Genomic DNA, 18,123 nt, shown 5'->3' on the forward strand with positions numbered 1-18,123 from the left:
AAGGAGAACGGGAATGTATTTGGATAAATTTGGGAGGACGATGAAACTTGCCTTGGCGGGTTTCAGCTTGGCTGCAACGACGGCCGGGGCAGCATTTGCCCAGGACGCCGTGACGCTCAAATGGGCTTTGTGGGACTGGGACAAGACTGCCTATTACAAGCCGCTGATCGAAGCCTATCAGGCCAAACACCCCAACGTGAAATTCGAGCAGATGGACCTCGGCTCGCAGGACTATCAGCAGATGATCTCGACGCAGCTGACCGGCGGCTCCAAGGACATCGACATCGTCACCATCAAGGACGTGCCGGGCTACACCAATCTGGTGCGCGCCGGCAACATCGCCGATCTCAGCAGCTTCGTGAAGGATCAGAAGATCGACCCGGCTCCCTATGGCGGCCTGATCGAGGAACTGACCATAGACGGCAAGATCTATTCGCTGCCGTTCCGCTCCGACTTCTGGATCGTCTATTACAACAAGGACATATTCGACAAAGCCGGCGTGCCCTACCCCACGAATGACATGACCTGGGCGCAATTCGACGCGACCGCCGAGAAGCTTACGGGTGGCATGGGTACCAACAAGACCTATGGCGCGCTCCTGCATACCTGGCGGTCGACCGTCCAGCTGCCCGGCGTCCTCGACGGAAAACACACGCTGGTCGACGGTGAGTATGACTTCCTGAAGCCCTGGTACGAGAGGGCGCTCACCCTACAGAAGGATGGCGCGATTCCCTCCTACGCCTTCCTGAAGACGTCGAACACGCATTATTCGGCGCTCTTCTTCAACGGTACGATCGGCATGCTGCCGATGGGAACCTGGTTCGTCGGCACCCAGATCACCAAGGTGAAATCAGGTGAATCGAAGAGCAAGAACTGGGGCATCGTGAAATTCCCGCATCCCGACGGCGTCGCGGCCGGCACGACGGCCGCCCAGATTTCCGGCCTGGCGGTCAACGCCAATTCCGACCACAAGGATGCCGCACTCGACTTCATCAAGTTCGTCACCGGTCCCGAGGGTGCGGCCGTTATCGCGTCGACGGGCACGTTCCCCGCGCTCAAGACGGATGACGTCAGCGCCACGATCGCGGCAACGCCCGGCTTCCCGCAGGACGAGGCCAGCAAGGCGGCGCTGAAGCCGACGAAAACCTACCTGGAGATGGCGGTCAACCCGAACGCCGCCAAGATCGAGGTCGTGCTCAACCGTGCGCATGACGCAATCATGACCGACAACACGTCCGTCGACGACGGGTTGAAGGAAATGACCGACGGCGTGAAGGCCATCAAGTAGACGTCAAGAAATGTCGACGGCCGCGGGCAATATCTGCCCGCGGCCGATCCAGTTTTTCATGAATTTCGAGCCTGACAATGATATATGATCCCGCCCGGGCCAATCCGCTCTTCGGCAATCCGCTGAAGACCCGCGACGACCTCGCCAAGGCCGTCACCGATCTCTTCGAGCCGCTCCTGCCGTATTTTTCTGAAAGCGGCGCCCGTGTGCGCCTCGGTGCGGCCGGCGCGATCTTCGACCGGGCGGCGGCGGATCTGGAAGGATTTGCACGGCCGCTCTGGGGCATTGTTCCGTTCGCTGCAGGCGGCGGCGCGTTCCCGCATTGGGACCTCTATCGGCGCGGGCTGGCGAACGGCACGAACCCCGCTCATCCCGAATATTGGGGCGATCTTGCCGACCGCAATCAGCGACTGGTCGAGCTCGCCGCCGTCGGTTTCGCGCTGGCACTTGTCCCCGAACACATCTGGAAACCGCTCAGCGATAGCGAAAAGAAGACCGTCGCCGCCTATCTTCTCAGCGCGCGCGAACTGGAATTCATCGACAACAACTGGAAATTCTTCCGCGTCCTCATCGATCTCGGGCTGGAGCGCGTTGGTGTCGCCTTCGACCACGGGAAAACCCTTGCCTATCTCGACGAGTTGGAAGCCTTCGACCTCGGGGAAGGCTGGTATCGCGACGGGCCGGTGCGTCGGGTCGATCATTACATCCCCTTCGCCATGCATTTCTACGGCTTGATCTATACCGTGTTGGCGCGCGGCGACGAAGCGCGCAAGGACCGCTTCCGGGATCGCGCCCAGACCTTTGCCGGGGATATCCGCCACTGGTTCGGCCCCGATGGCGCAGCCCTTGCCTTCGGCCGCAGCCAGACCTACCGCTTCGCGGCCGGTGGTTTCTGGGGCGCGCTTGCCTTTGCCGGCGTCGAAGCGCTGCCCTGGGCCGAGATCAAGGGCTATTACATGCGCCATATCCGCTGGTGGTCGGCGATGCCGATTGCCGAGCGCGACGGCGTTCTCTCCGTCGGCTACGGTTATCCCAATCTCTTCATGAGCGAGAGCTACAATTCGCCCGGTTCGCCCTATTGGGCGCTGAAATTCTTCCTACCGCTGGCTCTTCCCGGGGATCACCCCTTCTGGACCGCCGACGAGGCGCCGCAGCCGGAATTTCCGGAGCCGGTTGCGTTGAAACCGGCGGGCATGGTCGCCATGCACACGCCAGGAAATGTGGTCGTGCTCTCCTCCGGACAGCAGCATGACAAGATGCTCGGCGCAAACGAGAAATATTCGAAATTCGTCTATTCCACGCGCTACGCCTTCAACATCGAAGCCGACGACCGGAATTTTGCCGCCGCAAGCTTCGACGGCATGCTCGGCCTCTCCGACGACGGCGTCCATTTTCGCATGCGCGAAACTATGGAAGAGGCGCTCATCGCCGACAATCGCCTCTATTCGCGCTGGCGCCCCTGGAACGATGTCACCATCGAAACCTGGCTGCTTCCCGAAAACCCCTGGCATATCCGCATCCACCGCATCGCCACGCCGCGCGCCCTCAGCACAATCGAGGGCGGCTTTGCGATCGAACGCGCGGACTTCAATGCCGACCGTTCCGATGCAGGGGAAGGCCGAGCCGTCTGGTACGGACAGACCGATGTCAGCGCGATCGTGGATCTATCGCCCGATCCGAGGGCCGGCCATGCGATGAGCCCGATCCCGAATACCAATCTCATCCACGCCAAGACCCTGCTGCCGCAGTTGCGCGGCCAAATCGGCCCCGGAACCACCGTGCTCGTGACCGCGGCAATGGCATTGCCCAGCCGCGAGAACTGGGCACAAGCGCTCGATAATCCGCCTGCCTGCCCTCGCCTCGAAGACTTGGAGCGGCTCTTTCGCGAGAACGGCGAGCGGGTGCCGGCATTCGCCCTCCAGTCATAGCCTGGGATTGGGGGAACAGGAGTGACTATCGTGCGGTCAACTCGGCACGGTATGCTTCTGCGATGCGCTGTGCCAACTCTGCCATTTGATCGTCAGGTATGTGCAGGACCCCATTCTCCGCCATCAGCGCATGGTATTGCTGCTCTTCGAGAGGCACGCCTGAAGGCAAGGGAACGACATGAAAATGCAGGTGACTATTGGCTTGCTGGCTGCCGAGCGAAAGCACATAAATTCGCTCGGCGTCGAACACGCTTTTGAGGGCGCGCGACAAGACATGCACCTTGCCCTGTAGTCGAAGATATTCATCCTTCGACATGTCTCGCGCCAGATCCTCACGGTGCTCCTTCGGACAGACAAGGCAATAGCCGGGTAACGTGGGATATTTGCTCAGGAAAATGATCGTCTCATCGTCTTCAAAAACGCGATGATGAAAGAAAGCGGGGTCGTTCTTGAGCAAGCCGCAGATAAAGCACGGCCTTGTTCCGATGTCGTGGACATAGGCTTTGAGATCAAATGGCTGGCGTTCGATCATTCCAAACCTCTGCCATCTCGCACGCGGCGTATCCTATTGTCAGATTGATGCGACAATCGGAGGGAAGTCAAATTGACCAAGTCATTAGCGCCAATGACACTCACTGACTCCGGAACCGTCACCAAAGCTATTGCAAAAACCCAATGCGCGCCCGACGCCGCCGTCGCATAACATTTTCGAATTACTCAATAGTTATATTTACATCTCCAACTAATGAATAAGAAAAACCCACTCTTCGCAACATTGCTGTAATGAAATCCGGCAAAGCGCAACAGCATACTTAGCTTTCAGTTTTCCGAGATCTTGAGAGGAGGACACAATGCCTACCATAATGATCTGTCACGACGTCAAGGACACGAAACACTGGCTCGCTTCACCCATCCGCAAACAGGTATTGGAACCCATCGGCGTCACGAACATTCGTACGTTTACAGACCCGCAAAACTCCAACCGCGTTGGTTTGGTCATGGACGTCGCAGACATGGAAAAGTTGATGGCCTTCATGCAGACCAAGGCAGCCGCCGATGCGATGGCGAGTGACGGCGTCTTGCCCGAGACCATAATGTTCCTGGTTCAATCGTAATAGCCATCCACGAGACTTGGAAATGCAATCGGGGAGGATGATATGACGACATTATTCGTGAGGCACGAGGTCTCCGACTACGCCGCCTGGCGCAAGGTATATGATGCGTTTCATCAGGTTCAGAAGGCCAATGGGGTGACAGCGCAAGCCGTCTATCGCGCCATCGACAACCCGAACGATATTACCGTCACCCATGAGTTTGCGACGTTTGAAGCGGCTCAGGCGTTCAGCAAGCTGGACGAACTGAAGACGGCGATGCGCACGGGAGGCGTGCTCGGCGTCCCGACAGTGTGGTTTACCAACAAAACATGAAATGAGGCACAAAACCTTCGCTGCACCAGCGGAAGTCAGGTTACGGTCGCCATCGGCCCATTATCGATCTTGGCGGCCAGGCGAACTGCGCAAATTTGTCCGAGCTCCTATTGTCGGCTCTTGATGTCGCGCAGGAGATCCAGGCCGCGCTGGTACTTTTCGGTGTTCTTGCCGGTCTGTTCGGCCTGCCGGAGATTGTCTTCGAGATCGGCCTGCTTGACCGGCAAGGCCAGCGGGTTGGATGCCGCGCGTCTGACGAAGTCGTCGTCCGGCTCGTCCGGCCGCCGTGTCAGAGCGTCCACGGCGGAGATGATCGCTGGCGCAAAGCCATCTTCCCTCAGCCTGTCGAGCGTCCAGCCGCTTCCTTTCTCGACCACGTCATGAAGGTAGGCGATCGTCCGCCGCTCATCGCCGGAAACGAGAAGTGCGACCCGCTGGCAATGTTCGAAGAACGGCCGGCCGGTCTTGTCTGCCTGACCTTCATGGGCTGTAAGAGCCACTTGGATGGCATGGTCGAGATGCTGCATGGCGATCACGGGCCCTCGGTCTTCCCGATCTTCTGTCGGGAAGGCTTCTCGCCCGTCGTCATCTCGATGTCAGGGACGGGAACCGCCGCGGCCTGGACAGGCGTTTGTCGCCGATCGAAATCGCCGCTCTCGCCGGCGCCTTGGAGCAGTGCTGCATCATCCCTGTCGTCTTCATCGAGCAGGTTCTGCAGTGTTTCATGCTCATCCTCGCCCGCAAGTTCATCACAGGCTTGCAGCCAGTGACGCTGGTCGGCGCCGTCCGGGCGGCCTTCGGCCTCCCAGATTTCGTAGGCACGGCGACGTATCTGCTCGTGCTTGTCTATCGCCATGATCTCCTCCAAGCGCATTTAAATAAGCCGTCCGAAGAACAGGCCCAGCCACTTTCACGGCGTGTTGATGGTTGGAAGAAAATCCTCCACCCGTTTGTGCTCGTCCTTTGAAAGCGTCTCCACCCGTTCCTTCCAGAAGCGTTCGGCCTCCCGGGCAGTTTCCAATGCCCTCTTGCGATCGGCTTCGGTCCGTTCGGTGTCGGCGGAACGCGCGTCGTCGGTCCCGCTCTCGGGCGGCACGGTGGATTTGACGGTCATCATGGATCACCCTTCGATGTTGTGATCCAATAACCTTCGCAAGCAGTGAGAGTTCCGCGTGGGTGGCGATTGATTTGAGCGCGCGATCGAGCCGCACGCGCCGGCGGCAATCAATGAACGGCCATACTCACCATTCGATAGGGGTGCACGGCCTCGAACTGCGAAATCATCGCCGTCGCCTGCAGCAACACGAGCTCGGCATTGTCGGGATCGTCACGGGCCAGTTCGTCGGCGTTGACGCGGATCGCTTCAGCCATGTTGTTGGACAGTGCCGCAAACTGCATGTTGCCTTCGACAAGAGCCTCACGCGCCGTATCCTCCAGCGTGCGAGCGATATCGACGAAGATTTCCTCACGTTCCTCAATGCTGAGGTCTCTGATTATATTGGTCTTTTCTTCCATGTCACTCACTCCAAAAGACGTGGGACGGTGATCGAGCTCGTCAAGCCTCGATCATGAGACAGTTGGGAATGTCAAATTCCGGATTCAAGCCTCGATGCGGCTTGAACGCGCATTCGACACAGTGTCATCCACCTTGTAGTCCGAACGCGGGAGCCGATTTTCTGTTCCCTGCAATACGTTAGCACTCGCCGGTGGAGAGTGCTAATTTTTCTCTCATTCCCTCTTGAAATTGCAGTGCCGTCGAACCAGATCAGTCGCGCAAGGCGCGCTCGTGCGGAACCTTGCACCCGCCCCGGATTGGTCATCCGGTCCGGCCCGGGGGGAGCAACATCATCACTGTTTGTCGATGGAGGAAGACATGTCGTTCCGACCGCTTCATGATCGCATTCTCGTCCGCCGGGTCACGTCAGAGGACAAGACCAAGGGCGGCATCATCATTCCCGACACTGCCAAGGAAAAGCCGCAGGAAGGTGAGGTCATCGCCGTCGGCCCTGGTGCACGCAACGATGCCGGCCAGATCCAGGCGCTCGACGTCAAGCCCGGCGATCGCATCCTGTTCGGCAAATGGTCCGGTACCGAGATCAAGATCGATGGCGAAGACCTGCTGATCATGAAGGAAAGCGACGTGATGGGCGTCATCGAAACCCAGGGCGAACAGCAGCAGGCCGCCTGAGGTCCCTGCGAACATTCGTCAACGCTGGAGCGCTTCAGCTTGTCGTAGAAAAGCAGAACAGCTCCAATATTTTATTTCTGACGCAATTCCGAACGGAAAACCGCTTCGCACCTTTCCCGGAATTGCTCTGGCTGCCTATGAAGGAGTGAGGACATGGCCGCTAAAGAAGTCAAATTCAGCACCGAAGCCCGGGAGAAGATGCTGCGCGGCGTCGACATCCTGGCCAACGCCGTGAAGGTGACGCTCGGCCCGAAGGGCCGCAACGTCGTGATCGACAAGTCCTTCGGCGCGCCGCGCATCACCAAGGACGGCGTCTCCGTCGCCAAGGAAGTCGAACTCGAAGACAAGTTCGAGAATATGGGCGCCCAGATGGTCCGTGAAGTCGCCTCGAAGACCAGCGACATCGCCGGCGACGGCACCACGACCGCAACGGTGCTTGCCCAGGCGATCGTCAAAGAGGGCGCCAAGGCCGTCACGTCAGGCATGAACCCGATGGACCTGAAGCGCGGCATCGATCTCGCCGTCGGCGCCATCGTTGCGGAACTGAAGGCCAACGCCCGCAAGATCTCCAACAATGCCGAAATCGCCCAGGTCGGCACGATCTCCGCCAATGGCGATGCCGAAATCGGCCGTTTTTTGGCGGAAGCCATGGAAAAGGTCGGCAATGATGGCGTCATCACCGTTGAAGAAGCCAAGACCGCCGAAACCGAACTCGAAGTCGTCGAAGGCATGCAGTTCGACCGCGGCTACCTCAGCCCCTACTTCGTGACCAATGCCGACAAGATGCGGGCCGAGTTCGAAGACCCATATATCCTCATCCACGAGAAGAAGCTGTCGAACCTGCAGTCGATGCTGCCGGTTCTCGAAGCCGTCGTCCAGACCGGCAAGCCGCTCCTCATCATCGCTGAAGACGTCGAAGGCGAAGCTCTTGCAACCCTCGTCGTCAACAAGCTGCGTGGCGGCCTGAAGATCGCTGCCGTCAAGGCGCCTGGCTTCGGCGACCGCCGCAAGGCCATGCTCGAAGACATCGCCATCCTCACCGCCGGCACCGTCATCTCCGAAGACCTCGGCATCAAGCTCGAATCCGTAACGCTCGACATGCTCGGCCGTGCCAAGAAGGTGTCGATCGAAAAGGAGAACACCACGATCGTCGACGGCGCGGGCGCCAAGTCCGACATCGAAGGCCGTGTTGCCCAGATCAAGGCCCAGATCGAAGAAACCACCTCCGATTACGACCGCGAGAAGCTGCAGGAGCGTCTTGCCAAGCTCGCCGGCGGCGTTGCCGTCATCCGCGTCGGCGGCTCGACGGAAGTCGAAGTGAAGGAAAAGAAGGACCGCGTCGACGACGCGCTTCATGCAACCCGGGCGGCGGTCGAGGAAGGCATTCTGCCGGGCGGCGGTGTGGCGCTGCTGCGCTCCGTCAAGGCGCTCGACAACCTCAAGACCGCCAATAGCGACCAGCGTGTCGGTGTCGACATCGTTCGCCGCGCGCTCGAGACGCCGGCGCGGCAGATCGCCGAAAATGCCGGAGCGGAAGGCTCGGTCATCGTCGGCAAGCTGCGCGAGAAAAGTGACTTCGCCTACGGCTGGAACGCTCAGACCGGCGAATATGGCGACCTTTATGCGCAGGGCGTCATCGATCCGGCCAAGGTTGTTCGCACCGCGCTGCAGGACGCGTCCTCCATCGCCGGTCTTCTCGTCACGACCGAAGCCATGATCGCCGAGAAACCCAAGAAGGACGCGCCGCCGCCATTGCCCGCCGGCCCGGGCATGGATTTCTAACACATCTGCCGGCCCGCCGGCCTCGCTGGCGGGCCTTTCGGAGGGAATAGAGATGGTTCAAACGATCAAAAACCGATCGCAGGTACCGCTGGACTCCCGCGATCTTGAAACCTGCCAGCACGTCTTCGACAAGCTGCGCGCCGATTACGCAATAGCAAGAGACAGCGATGAAGCCGAACGAATGGCGAGCATCATCATCGAGATCTACCGACAGGGCGTACGCGACCCCAATCAGCTGCAATCGATGGTCGAGGCGGCCCGCGGTCTCTTCGAAACAAGCGAGCGCCCGCCTACGGCCCGGGAAATTTGACCATGGTGCCGCCGCCGGTCGCCTGGTCCGTCGGGAAGACTTCGATCCGCGACACGTCGACGAAGACGGGAAGCTCGATGGCGCTCGAGATGATCGAGGCGATGTGTGAAGGCTGTATCGGACGGTAGCCGTCATAGAGCAGCGTCCGCGCCTGATTGCCCGCCATTGCGGTTCGATAAAGTTCCGTCTGGACGCGGCCCGGCACCACCTCGGTCACCCGAACGGAGGTCCCGAGCAGGTCGCAGCGCAAATTGTCGCAAAACAGGCTGAGCCCGGCCTTCGACGGGCCGTAGGCCGCCATATTCGGATACGGCGCCTGGCCGCCGCTCGAGCCGATATAGATCAGGTGGCCGCGCTTTCGCTCAACCATGGCAGGCAGGAATGCACGGGTCAGCTGCATCGGCGCCTTGAGATTGATGTCGATCATGGCATCGATTTCGGACGGTTCGATCTCGCTGAATGTCGCCCGAGTCGAGAGAATGCCGGCATTGTTGATCAGGATATCGACCTCAGTTCCGTGAAGCTGCTTGACGATTTCGGCGGTATCGCGCACATCGGCCCGGATCGGCTTCGCCCCGCTTTCCCCAGCGAGTTCTTCAAGAGCCTCGGCGCTTCGGCCAACGGCATAGACCGTCAGCCCCATCTTACACAGCTTGTCGACGGTGGCGCGACCGATGCCGCTCGTCGCACCGGTGACCACGGCGACCCGATAGGGCAGCGGCTCAGACATAGATGTAGCCTCCGCTGACGACGACGTTTTCGCCTGTTGCATAGGTGTTGCGGCTCGATGCCATCATGACGATCCATTCCGCCATTTCGACCGGCTCGGCCGCGCGGCCAAGGGCGCTGGCTTTGGCCAGCTCCGGCAGGAATCCGAGCTCCTTGGCGCGATCCGTCGCGAAACCGGCGGGCGCTACGGAATTGACAAGGATCTGGTCCTTGGCGCATTCCTGGGCAAAGGATTTCGTCAGACTGACGACAGCCGCCTTGGTTGCGGCATAATGCGCATTCTGGGGATGAGCCTTGAAAGCATCGACCGAGGTCACATTGACGATCCGCCCCGTAACCTCGGGCGCGTTCACGTGCTGGCGCATATGAAGAACGGCAGCCACCATCATATGATAGGTACCCTTCACGTTGATCGCATTTTCGAGGTCCCATTCCTCGTCGGTGATCTCGAGGATAGGACGTCTCGGATAGATGGCGGCGCTGTTGACGAGCACATGGATCCGGCCGAGCTTGCCGGCGATCTCGTTGAACCCACGATGAGCCGTTTCCGCCCGGGAAATGTCGGCAGCGGCCGTCGCAACCTCGGCGCCGAGAGCACGAAGCGCCTCGGCCGAAGAGGCAAGCAGCTGCTCATTGCGATCGATGAGCCCGATCCTGGTCGCCCCATGCGAGATCATCAGCTTGGCCGTCGTCAAGCCGAGTCCGGAAGCGCCGCCGACGATGATTGCGGTCTGGTTCTTCAAAGTTCCACCTCAGTGTTTTGCGTTGCGCAGCTGCCATTGTATGTTATCACTTATATGCCAAGCTTGACAAAGCTCAAGTGCATTCTGAAGGTTTCGCAATGATTCCACGCCTCCGGCCGCATGGTTCAATCCCCCTTCCTCCTGCAGGATTCTTCCAGCGGCTCATCGAGGCGGGGTTCGATGGCGACATCGAAACCGGCGCGGCGAGCCGGACTGTTTTTTCGACCGACAACTCCATCTATCAGATCGAGCCGACCGGCATCCTTTTCCCCCGAGGCGTCGAAGACCTGCAGATCACGGCGGCCGTCTTGTCGGAGCCGGCTTTTCGCGGGATCACCGTCGCGCCGCGCGGCGGCGGAACCGGCACGAACGGCCAATCTCTCACATCGGGCATCGTCGTCGACTGCTCGCGACACATGAATTCCATTCTCGAAATCGACCCGGTCAGGAGAATTGCCCGCGTCCAGGCGGGCGTGGTCAAGGATCAACTGAACCAGGCTTTAAAGCCTTACGGCCTGTTTTTTGCGCCTGAACTCTCCACCTCCAATCGCGCCACCATCGGCGGCATGGTTTCCACGGATGCCTGCGGCCAGGGGTCATGCCTCTACGGCAAGACCAGCAACCATGTACTGGGATTGCGCATCGTGCTTGTAGATGGCTCCGACTGGTGGTCGCGCCCGCTCGATCCGGAGGCGTTCACGGAGATCGTCGCGCGCCAGGACCGTGTCGGCGAGATCCACAGGACAGTCGAGCGGATCGCGCGGGAAAAGCGCGACCGGATCGCCGAGATCTTTCCGAAACTCAACCGCTACATGACCGGCTACGACCTCGCTCACATCTTCCGAAGCGACGGGCGCTTCGACCTCAATGCCATCCTCTGCGGCTCGGAGGGAACGCTGGCGATGATCGCCGAAGCCGAACTCAACCTTCTGCCGATCCCCGCCCATGCGGCCCTGATCAACATCCGCTACGGCGACTTCAACACCGCCTTGGAGGATGCCCGCAGCCTCGTGGCGCTGAACGTCGCCTCGGTGGAAACGGTCGACGAAAAGGTTCTCGGCCTCGCCAGAGGCGACATCGTCTGGACCGGCATTGCCCGCTTTTTTCCGGACGACGCGGGCGGAGCGACCAACGGCATCAATATCGCCGAAGTGCTGGCCGACGATGAAGCCGAACTCGAACGCAAACTCGCCGAGGTGACTGCAGCGCTTGCCACCGGCGCAAATGCACGCCATGCCGGTTACACGATCGCCCGAGGTCATGCCGATGTCGAGGCGATCTGGTCGATGCGCAAGCGGGCGGTCGGCCTGCTTGGAAACGTGGAAGGGCCAGTCAGACCGGTTGCATTCGTCGAGGATACGGCCGTGCCGCCGGAAAACCTCGCGCCCTATATCCGCGAATTCCGCGCGCTTCTCGATGGCGCGGGCCTTTCCTACGGCATGTTCGGCCATGTCGATGCCGGCGTCTTGCATGTGCGGCCGGCACTCGACCTTACCCGCGACGACCATGTCCGGCTGGTTCGGGAGATCAGCGACGCCGTCGTGGCGCTGACGCGCAAATATGGCGGCGTGCTCTGGGGAGAGCACGGCAAAGGCGTGCGTTCCGAATATGTGCCGGAATTTTTCGGCGATCTCTATCCCAGCCTGCAGGAGATCAAACGGGCTTTCGATCCGGAAAACCGCCTCAATCCAGGCAAGATTGCAGCCCCTGCCGGCCAGGCGCTGCTGAAGATCGACGACGTGCCGCTGCGAGGAGAGACCGACCGCATCATCGGCAACGAGATCCGCTCGGCCTTCGACAACGCCGCCTATTGCAACGGCAACGGCGCCTGTTTCGACTTCGATGAAACCAGCCCCATGTGCCCCTCCTACAAGGCGACACGCGATCGGCGCTTTTCGCCCAAGGGCCGCGCGGCTTTGATGCGGGAATGGCTGAAGCTGCTTGCCGAGAAGGGCATCGATGCTCGCGAGGAGGCAAAACGCTTGCGGCGGAGCGGTCCGCTGGCGAACCTGGCGCGGCGCGCCTTCAACTCGCTGAACCCCCAAAATCGTGACGACTTTTCCCATGAGGTCCGCGCTGCGATGGACACCTGTCTGGCGTGCAAAGCCTGCGCGGGGCAATGTCCGGTGAAAGTCAGCGTCCCGGCCTTCCGTTCCAAATTCCTCGAACTTTATTACGGACGTTACCTCCGTCCGCTGAAGGATCCGCTCGTCGCCGCCATCGAGACCACCCTGCCCCTGGTTCAGCGGATACGACCTGCCTATAACCTTATCGTCAGCACGCGCGCCGGCAGGATGATGATGCGCGTCGCCGGACTGACGTCCCTGCCCCGCCTGCCGCGGATCTCTCTGGCGAAAGAGGCCGCCCGCCTTGGGGTACCGCTTGCGACCCCGTCGCGGATCGAGGCCTTGTCGCCGCGCCAGAGGGGGCAGAGCGTTATCTTCGTCGCCGATGCGTTTACCGCCTATTTCGATCCTGAGGTCGCCCTCGCCGCAATCAGGCTTGCGCGGAAAATGGGGCTCTCGCCCTTCCTCGCCGCTTCCCACGTTAATGGCAAAGCGCTGCACGTTCATGGCTATCTCGGACGTTTCGAGGCTGCGGCCGGGCGGACCGCGCATTATCTTCAGCGGCTGGATGAAGCGGGTGTGGCGCTCGTCGGGCTCGATCCGTCGATGACGCTCGCCTTTCGCAGCGAATACAAGGGCATGCTGAAGGCGGCTATTCTTCTTCCGCAGGAATGGCTGGTCACCACTCTTGACCGGCTTGCCGCGTCACCCTCCTCCGCCAAGGGTAAAAACTTCCGGTTGATGGCGCATTGCACCGAACGCACCAATGCGCCCTCTTCCGTCGCACAATGGAAACAAGTGTTCGCAAGCCTCGGCATCGACCTTCAGGCGGCACAAACGGGGTGTTGCGGAATGGCCGGCACCTTTGGCCACGAGGCCCGCAACCGGCCGATCTCCGAGCGCCTTTATGCGATGAGCTGGAAGCCGGAGGTCGATGCATCAGGCGATACAGACAGTCTCATGGCCACCGGATATTCGTGCCGCTCCCAGGTGAAGGAAATCGACAACAAACGCATCCCGCACCCCTTTCAGGTCATCGATAAGATAATGTCTGAAAACGCCGGCATCCCACAATCAGACGTGGCATGATATGTGATATGTGCTAAATTTGATCGTGAAAACCGGAGCGAACCAGTGTCAATCATCACGCAACGAGGCAATCTCGCGGAAATCGTCGTTGCAAAGCTGATGGAACGGATCGATTCCGGTCTTTATGCCCCGGGCGAGAAAATTCCGTCAAGTGCCCAGCTATGCGAAGAGTTCGGGGTTTCCCGAACTGTCATTCGCGAGGCGCTCACCTCCCTCAAGGTGGGCGGACGGGTGACAGCGCGGCAGGGTGCGGGGGTCTATGTCAGCGAGAAGGACGCAAAGACCCTCAATTTCGAGATCAGCCGCATCGAGGACATTCGCTCGGCGATGCAGATCCTGGAATTACGGCTCGGCGTCGAGATCCAATCCGTTGCCCTTGCAGCGTCGAGGCGGACGCCGGAGGCGCTGGCCGAGATCGCCCGCGCCTATGACAACCTTGAAAACCTGGTGACGGACGATGCCGAGGTCGAGGCGCGCGCCGACTTCGAATTCCATCTTGCGATCGCCCGCGCCACCCGCAATCCCCACTTCCCGAGTTTTCTGGAAGCGGTGATAGAGAGCATCAATTTCGAACTCGTGCTCAAACATCGCCAATCGGCGCGCGGCTACAGCACCTACCTGAAGAAGATCAATAAGGAACACGCCGCTATTCTGGCCGCGATCACCCAAGGTGATGCCAAGGCTGCCAAGGCTGCGCTGATCGTCCATCTGGAGGAAAGCCTCCATCGCTACCGCACGATGCTCAATGAGCCGGCGAGCAGCGAAACAGAGGATTGATGCGCACCGCCTGCTTTTCAGGCGGTGCGTTTTCCTGCGATCACTTCCCCGCAATCACTTAGCCGTAATCACTTTCCCTGGGCGATCGCCTGTTCGCGAATTTGCGTCAGTGTCATTTTCGGTGTCAGCGCTTCCGGATCGATCCGGATTTCGATGAGGCCCGGCTTGCCTGACGCCTCGCAGCGTTCGAAGGCGCCGGCGAAGTCCTCGGTCTTTTCCACGGTCTCGCCGTGGAGGCCATAGGACCGCGCCAGCGCTGCAAAATCCGGGTTCGTCAGGCCGGTGCCGGAGACACGGCCGGGATAGCTGCGCTCCTGATGCATGCGGATCGTGCCATACATGCCGTTGTTGATGACGAGAAAGATCACCCGAGCGTCATACTGCATGGCGGTTGCAAGTTCCTGACCGTTCATCAGGAAACATCCGTCGCCGGCAAAGGCAACGACCGTGCGCGCGGGATCGGTGATCTTGGCGGCGATCGCCGCCGGTACGCCGTAGCCCATGGAACCGTTCGTCGGTCCGAGCTGGGTGCGGAAGGTGCGGTACTGATAGAAGCGATGCGCCCAGGCGGAATAGTTGCCGGCGCCGGTGGTCAGGATGGCGTCGGGCTTGAGATGGCCGCGCAACCATTCCATGATGTCGCCCATCTGCACGGGACCCGGGACCTCGGGATGCGCGAGGTTTTCGAGGTAGTCGGCATGAGCCGTTCTGGTCCAATCCTTCCACACCGGCGCAGATGATGGATTCAACTTTGCCGCCTGCGACAGGAAACCCGCAACGCTGGCATTGATCGGCAATCGCGCGTGATAAACGCGCCCCAATTCTTCCGCGCCCGGATGGATATGAACGAGCAACTGCTTCGGCACTGGAATGTCGATCAGCGTATAGGCGCCCGTCGTCATCTCCCCGAGACGGGCACCGATGGAGATCAGCAGGTCGCAATCCGTCACATGGCGGATCAGCTTCGGCCCTGCGGCAAGGCCAAGATCGCCGGCATAATTCTCATGCCTATTGTCGAACAGATCCTGGCAGCGAAAGGACGCGGCGATCGGCAGGCTGAAGGCTTCCGAGAACGCCTTCAGGTCGACAACAGCCTGCTGCGTCCAGCCGCCGCCGCCAACGACGACCATTGGGCGCTTCGCCTCGGAGAGAAGGCCGAGCAATTCTTCGAATTGCGGTTCGCCGGCAAAGGCCTCGACCTTCTTGTAAGTCGGGGTGTCGGCGACATCGACCATATCGGTCAGCATGTCTTCCGGAAGAGCGACGACCACCGGCCCGGGCCGACCGTTGACGGCTCTGTGGAATGCCTGACTGATGAGCTCGGGAATGCGGGCGGCATCCTCGATCTCGACGACCCACTTCGCCATCTGGCCGAACATGCGGCGATAATCGATCTCCTGGAACGCTTCGCGCTCCATCTGGTCGCGCGCCACCTGGCCGACGAACAGGATCATCGGTGTCGAATCCTGGAAAGCCGTATGCACACCGACGGAAGCGTTGGTCGCGCCCGGCCCGCGGGTCACGAAGCAGATACCGGGTTTGCCGGTCATCTTGCCGTAGGCTTCCGCCATATAGGCAGCCCCGCCTTCCTGCCGGCAGACGATGAATTCAATGGCGTCTTCCATGTCGTGAAAGGCGTCGAGGGCGGCAAGATAACTTTCGCCCGGCACGCCGAACACGCGCTCGACACCGTGGATGCGCAAGGCATCGACGAGCACCTGGCCGCCGCTGCGCTTCAATGTCTCATTTCTCATCGGGAGCCCCTCTCCTTGTGCGTTAAATGACGGCGTCTTCGAGGAAGGGCCGGTTTGCCGTCACTCGTTCGTAGCCGAATGGCGAAAGATCGAGCGTCTTGAAGCCGCCATAGGCAATCAGTTCCGAGAGACCCCGTCCCATCGCCGGCGATTGCTGGAGACCGTGCCCCGAAAAGCCGTTTGCGAAGAGGAAATTGCTGACCTCTGTATGCGGTCCGAGGACGACGTTGTGATCGAGGGTGCAATAGTCGTAATGGCCGGCCCAGGAATTGACGACCTTGATCGCCTCGAAGGCCGGAACCCGGTTCGCCATGATCGGCCAGATTTCCTCATCGAATTCGTCGTGCATGACGTCGAAATCGTTGGGATCGACCTCCGGATCGTGCTTGGGATAGGTACCCATCAGATAGAATTTGCCCTCGGGCCGGAAGAAAACGCCGGTGGGGTCGATCGTCAGGCCGACCTTTCCTTCGAGCGGTGTGCGGCAATCGACGACGAACAGCGAGCGTCGGCGTGGCTCGACGGGAACGTCGAGCCCGGCCATGCGGGCGACCTTTTTACCGTTGGTGCCCGATGCGTTGACCATCGTGCCGCAAGCGATCGTCTGGCCGCTCTTCGTCGACACGGAAACCATGCGGTCTCCCTCTCTGTTGACGGCAACGACTTCGTCTTCGATATATTCGACGCCCAAAGAGCGCGCTTTCTTGCGGAAGCCCTGCAGCAGGCCGACGCTGTCAAACCAGCCCTCACCCCGTTCGCCGGTGCTGCCGAGCGTCAGCCCTTCCAGGTTCAGCCAGGGAAACCGCCGGCCGAGGCCGTCAGGATCGAGCAGCGTCACATCAGCCCCGCAGGAGATCTGGGTCTCGTGATTGCGCCGGAGAACCTGATCGCCGCGTTCGTCCTCGGCGAGGAACAAATACCCGGCCTCATGAAAACCGATCTCCGGCGTGTCGTCGTCGATGGCGACGTTTTCCTTGAAGTTGCGGATGAACTCCGTCCCGAACTGCGAGACTTTGACATTGATCGCATTCGAGAACTGGTGACGGATGGAGCTGGAAGAGAGCGCGGTGGCCGACCGCTGATAGGTCCAGTCCTTCTCGATCACCAGGACCGATCCGTTGAAATCGGGGTTGGTCGCCAGAAAATATGCCGTCGAACTGCCGACCACTGCACCGCCGACGATCACCACGTCATAGGACGACTTGGAAGCTTGCATCGGGGCGTCTCACTTTTTCTCGTCTTCATAATGGCCGGCAGCGGCAAAGCTGCCGCCCTGGAAGCGCACCGCCGGATCGTTGGGATCGCCTTGTTTCGTCTTCGCAAAGACCTTGTCCGCGTAATCGTCGGCGCTGTCTTCCGGCTTGTATCCAAGCGATGCCGCCGTGCGGTTGTCCCAGAAGGCCTGGCTGTTGTCGGACATGCCATAGGCGACCATGAAGCCGACGCGTTCGGCCGACAGGCTCTTTTCGACGAGCTGGCGGCAATCGCGATAGGAAAGCCAGGTGATGAGATGGCGCCGGTCCGTCGGCTCAGGGAAGGACGAGCCGATGCGCAAGCTCACGGTCTCGATCCCGAACTTGTCGAAATAGTAACGGCCGAGGTTTTCGACGAAGGTCTTCGACACGCCGTAAAGACTGTCCGGGCGGGTCGGCACGTTGCCGTCGATCGTCTCGGTGCGCTCGTAAAACCCGATGGCGTGAACGGAGCTGGCATAGACGATGCGCTTGACGCCATGCTGACGCGCCGCCTCATAGATGTTGTAGCTGCCGACGATATTGGCGTTGAGGATGGTGTTCCAGGGAGCTTCCAGCCCCTGGCCGCCCATATGAATGATGGCGTCGCAACCCTCCACGGCTTTGGAAACGGCGTCGAAGTCGGAAAGGTCCGCCGGGAAATCTTCCTCGTGCGGCGCGAGGTTGTCGCAGGGCTTGCGTGCGGACAGCCTGACGATCTTGCCGAGCCTTGTTCCGGATTCGCGCAACTGGGTTCCCAGAGCGCCGGCCGCGCCGGTCAGAAGCGTGCGCTGATAATCGGTCATCGAA

The 18,123-nt window shown here is 60.4% G+C and carries 19 protein-coding genes; 9 read left to right on the forward strand and 10 right to left on the reverse strand.

The window, feature by feature from the left end; all coding sequences use genetic code 11:
- Positions 1–13 precede the first annotated feature (13 nt).
- Both FHT75_RS30270 and FHT75_RS30275 read left to right on the forward strand, forming a co-directional pair.
- On the forward strand, positions 14–1,288 hold the full coding sequence (locus tag FHT75_RS30270; RefSeq protein ID WP_063473544.1) for an ABC transporter substrate-binding protein: 1,275 nt from the start codon (positions 14–16) through the stop codon (positions 1,286–1,288).
- A 77-nt stretch (positions 1,289–1,365) separates the two neighbouring features.
- Positions 1,366–3,216 carry a DUF2264 domain-containing protein gene (locus tag FHT75_RS30275; protein ID WP_063473543.1) on the forward strand — a complete coding sequence of 617 codons (1,851 nt, stop codon included), beginning with the start codon at positions 1,366–1,368 and terminating at the stop codon, positions 3,214–3,216.
- Positions 3,217–3,241: 25 nt separating this feature from the next.
- Here FHT75_RS30275 and FHT75_RS30280 read toward each other — a convergent pair whose 3' ends face one another.
- On the reverse strand, positions 3,242–3,748 hold the full coding sequence (locus tag FHT75_RS30280) for an HIT family protein (protein ID WP_048338436.1): 507 nt from the start codon (positions 3,746–3,748) through the stop codon (positions 3,242–3,244).
- A gap of 319 nt (positions 3,749–4,067) precedes the next feature.
- On the opposite strand from FHT75_RS30280, the gene FHT75_RS30285 reads away from it, so the two are divergent.
- The gene (locus FHT75_RS30285) at positions 4,068–4,331 is read left to right on the forward strand and encodes a hypothetical protein (protein WP_183845423.1); all 264 of its coding nucleotides are present in this window, start codon (positions 4,068–4,070) and stop codon (positions 4,329–4,331) included.
- A gap of 42 nt (positions 4,332–4,373) precedes the next feature.
- Entirely contained in the window at positions 4,374–4,643 is a 270-nt protein-coding gene (locus FHT75_RS30290) for a hypothetical protein (RefSeq protein WP_029867893.1), read from the forward strand.
- 107 nt (positions 4,644–4,750) lie between these two features.
- On the opposite strand, the gene FHT75_RS30295 is transcribed toward FHT75_RS30290, so the two are convergent.
- The 4 genes from FHT75_RS30295 to FHT75_RS30310 form a co-directional block, all read right to left on the reverse strand.
- The gene (locus tag FHT75_RS30295) at positions 4,751–5,170 is read right to left on the reverse strand and encodes an HD domain-containing protein (RefSeq protein ID WP_029867894.1); all 420 of its coding nucleotides are present in this window, start codon (positions 5,168–5,170) and stop codon (positions 4,751–4,753) included.
- A 5-nt stretch (positions 5,171–5,175) separates the two neighbouring features.
- Complete coding sequence (locus tag FHT75_RS30300) at positions 5,176–5,499, reverse strand: DUF2934 domain-containing protein (protein ID WP_063473576.1); 324 nt, start codon at positions 5,497–5,499, stop codon at positions 5,176–5,178.
- Between the two features lie 54 nt (positions 5,500–5,553).
- Positions 5,554–5,760, reverse strand: coding sequence for a hypothetical protein (locus FHT75_RS30305; protein WP_029867896.1), 207 nt, complete (start codon positions 5,758–5,760; stop codon positions 5,554–5,556).
- A 107-nt stretch (positions 5,761–5,867) separates the two neighbouring features.
- Positions 5,868–6,158: a hypothetical protein gene (locus FHT75_RS30310; protein ID WP_029867897.1), complete on the reverse strand. Its 291-nt coding sequence runs from the start codon at positions 6,156–6,158 to the stop codon at positions 5,868–5,870.
- Positions 6,159–6,516: 358 nt separating this feature from the next.
- Between FHT75_RS30310 and FHT75_RS30315 the strand changes: the two genes are divergently transcribed.
- The 3 genes from FHT75_RS30315 (at position 6,517) to FHT75_RS30325 (ending at position 8,923) form a co-directional block, all read left to right on the forward strand.
- Positions 6,517–6,831 (forward strand): co-chaperone GroES, encoded by a 315-nt coding sequence (locus FHT75_RS30315; protein ID WP_029868431.1) that lies wholly within the window; start codon positions 6,517–6,519, stop codon positions 6,829–6,831.
- A 153-nt stretch (positions 6,832–6,984) separates the two neighbouring features.
- Positions 6,985–8,613: a chaperonin GroEL gene (gene groL / locus FHT75_RS30320; RefSeq protein ID WP_063473542.1), complete on the forward strand. Its 1,629-nt coding sequence runs from the start codon at positions 6,985–6,987 to the stop codon at positions 8,611–8,613.
- A 52-nt stretch (positions 8,614–8,665) separates the two neighbouring features.
- Positions 8,666–8,923: a hypothetical protein gene (locus FHT75_RS30325; RefSeq protein ID WP_047618812.1), complete on the forward strand. Its 258-nt coding sequence runs from the start codon at positions 8,666–8,668 to the stop codon at positions 8,921–8,923.
- Here the strand turns inward: FHT75_RS30325 and FHT75_RS30330 are convergent.
- Both FHT75_RS30330 and FHT75_RS30335 read right to left on the reverse strand, forming a co-directional pair.
- The gene (locus FHT75_RS30330) at positions 8,904–9,653 is read right to left on the reverse strand and encodes an SDR family oxidoreductase (RefSeq protein WP_063473541.1); all 750 of its coding nucleotides are present in this window, start codon (positions 9,651–9,653) and stop codon (positions 8,904–8,906) included. The genes FHT75_RS30325 and FHT75_RS30330 overlap by 20 nt on opposite strands.
- Entirely contained in the window at positions 9,646–10,395 is a 750-nt protein-coding gene (locus FHT75_RS30335; RefSeq protein ID WP_029868427.1) for an SDR family NAD(P)-dependent oxidoreductase, read from the reverse strand. The genes FHT75_RS30330 and FHT75_RS30335 overlap by 8 nt, the downstream gene beginning before the upstream one ends.
- Positions 10,396–10,493: 98 nt before the next feature.
- On the opposite strand from FHT75_RS30335, the gene FHT75_RS30340 reads away from it, so the two are divergent.
- Complete coding sequence (locus FHT75_RS30340; RefSeq protein WP_063473540.1) at positions 10,494–13,550, forward strand: FAD-binding and (Fe-S)-binding domain-containing protein; 3,057 nt, start codon at positions 10,494–10,496, stop codon at positions 13,548–13,550.
- 45 nt (positions 13,551–13,595) lie between these two features.
- A complete protein-coding gene (locus FHT75_RS30345; RefSeq protein ID WP_029868376.1) occupies positions 13,596–14,327 on the forward strand; it encodes a FadR/GntR family transcriptional regulator in 732 nt (243 codons plus the stop codon).
- A gap of 68 nt (positions 14,328–14,395) precedes the next feature.
- Here FHT75_RS30345 and FHT75_RS30350 read toward each other — a convergent pair whose 3' ends face one another.
- Genes FHT75_RS30350 through FHT75_RS30360 form a run of 3 tightly spaced genes read right to left on the reverse strand, consistent with a single transcriptional unit; the run spans position 14,396 to position 18,119 of the window.
- The gene (locus tag FHT75_RS30350; protein WP_063473539.1) at positions 14,396–16,081 is read right to left on the reverse strand and encodes a thiamine pyrophosphate-binding protein; all 1,686 of its coding nucleotides are present in this window, start codon (positions 16,079–16,081) and stop codon (positions 14,396–14,398) included.
- 22 nt (positions 16,082–16,103) lie between these two features.
- Complete coding sequence (locus FHT75_RS30355; RefSeq protein ID WP_063473538.1) at positions 16,104–17,297, reverse strand: NAD(P)/FAD-dependent oxidoreductase; 1,194 nt, start codon at positions 17,295–17,297, stop codon at positions 16,104–16,106.
- A 9-nt stretch (positions 17,298–17,306) separates the two neighbouring features.
- Entirely contained in the window at positions 17,307–18,119 is an 813-nt protein-coding gene (locus FHT75_RS30360; RefSeq protein ID WP_047618800.1) for an NAD-dependent epimerase/dehydratase family protein, read from the reverse strand.
- Positions 18,120–18,123: the final 4 nt, after the last annotated feature.

Source organism: Rhizobium sp. BK112 (assembly GCF_014193215.1).
In the GTDB taxonomy this organism is placed as follows: Bacteria; Pseudomonadota; Alphaproteobacteria; order Rhizobiales; family Rhizobiaceae; genus Rhizobium; species Rhizobium anhuiense.

What these genes read in the sequence shown, in the direction of transcription:
- FHT75_RS30280 (WP_048338436.1), bottom strand. Translation starts at nt 3,748, where the DNA reads ATGATCGAACGCCAGCCATTTGATCTCAAAGCCTATGTCCACGACATC.
- FHT75_RS30360 (WP_047618800.1), bottom strand. Translation starts at nt 18,119, where the DNA reads ATGACCGATTATCAGCGCACGCTTCTGACCGGCGCGGCCGGCGCTCTG.
- FHT75_RS30340 (WP_063473540.1), top strand. Translation starts at nt 10,494, where the DNA reads ATGATTCCACGCCTCCGGCCGCATGGTTCAATCCCCCTTCCTCCTGCA.
- groL (WP_063473542.1), top strand. Translation starts at nt 6,985, where the DNA reads ATGGCCGCTAAAGAAGTCAAATTCAGCACCGAAGCCCGGGAGAAGATG.
- FHT75_RS30295 (WP_029867894.1), bottom strand. Translation starts at nt 5,170, where the DNA reads ATGCAGCATCTCGACCATGCCATCCAAGTGGCTCTTACAGCCCATGAA.
- FHT75_RS30285 (WP_183845423.1), top strand. Translation starts at nt 4,068, where the DNA reads ATGCCTACCATAATGATCTGTCACGACGTCAAGGACACGAAACACTGG.
- FHT75_RS30355 (WP_063473538.1), bottom strand. Translation starts at nt 17,297, where the DNA reads ATGCAAGCTTCCAAGTCGTCCTATGACGTGGTGATCGTCGGCGGTGCA.
- FHT75_RS30305 (WP_029867896.1), bottom strand. Translation starts at nt 5,760, where the DNA reads ATGATGACCGTCAAATCCACCGTGCCGCCCGAGAGCGGGACCGACGAC.
- FHT75_RS30310 (WP_029867897.1), bottom strand. Translation starts at nt 6,158, where the DNA reads ATGGAAGAAAAGACCAATATAATCAGAGACCTCAGCATTGAGGAACGT.
- FHT75_RS30315 (WP_029868431.1), top strand. Translation starts at nt 6,517, where the DNA reads ATGTCGTTCCGACCGCTTCATGATCGCATTCTCGTCCGCCGGGTCACG.
- FHT75_RS30325 (WP_047618812.1), top strand. Translation starts at nt 8,666, where the DNA reads ATGGTTCAAACGATCAAAAACCGATCGCAGGTACCGCTGGACTCCCGC.
- FHT75_RS30270 (WP_063473544.1), top strand. Translation starts at nt 14, where the DNA reads ATGTATTTGGATAAATTTGGGAGGACGATGAAACTTGCCTTGGCGGGT.
- FHT75_RS30300 (WP_063473576.1), bottom strand. Translation starts at nt 5,499, where the DNA reads ATGGCGATAGACAAGCACGAGCAGATACGTCGCCGTGCCTACGAAATC.
- FHT75_RS30350 (WP_063473539.1), bottom strand. Translation starts at nt 16,081, where the DNA reads ATGAGAAATGAGACATTGAAGCGCAGCGGCGGCCAGGTGCTCGTCGAT.
- FHT75_RS30275 (WP_063473543.1), top strand. Translation starts at nt 1,366, where the DNA reads ATGATATATGATCCCGCCCGGGCCAATCCGCTCTTCGGCAATCCGCTG.
- FHT75_RS30330 (WP_063473541.1), bottom strand. Translation starts at nt 9,653, where the DNA reads ATGTCTGAGCCGCTGCCCTATCGGGTCGCCGTGGTCACCGGTGCGACG.
- FHT75_RS30290 (WP_029867893.1), top strand. Translation starts at nt 4,374, where the DNA reads ATGACGACATTATTCGTGAGGCACGAGGTCTCCGACTACGCCGCCTGG.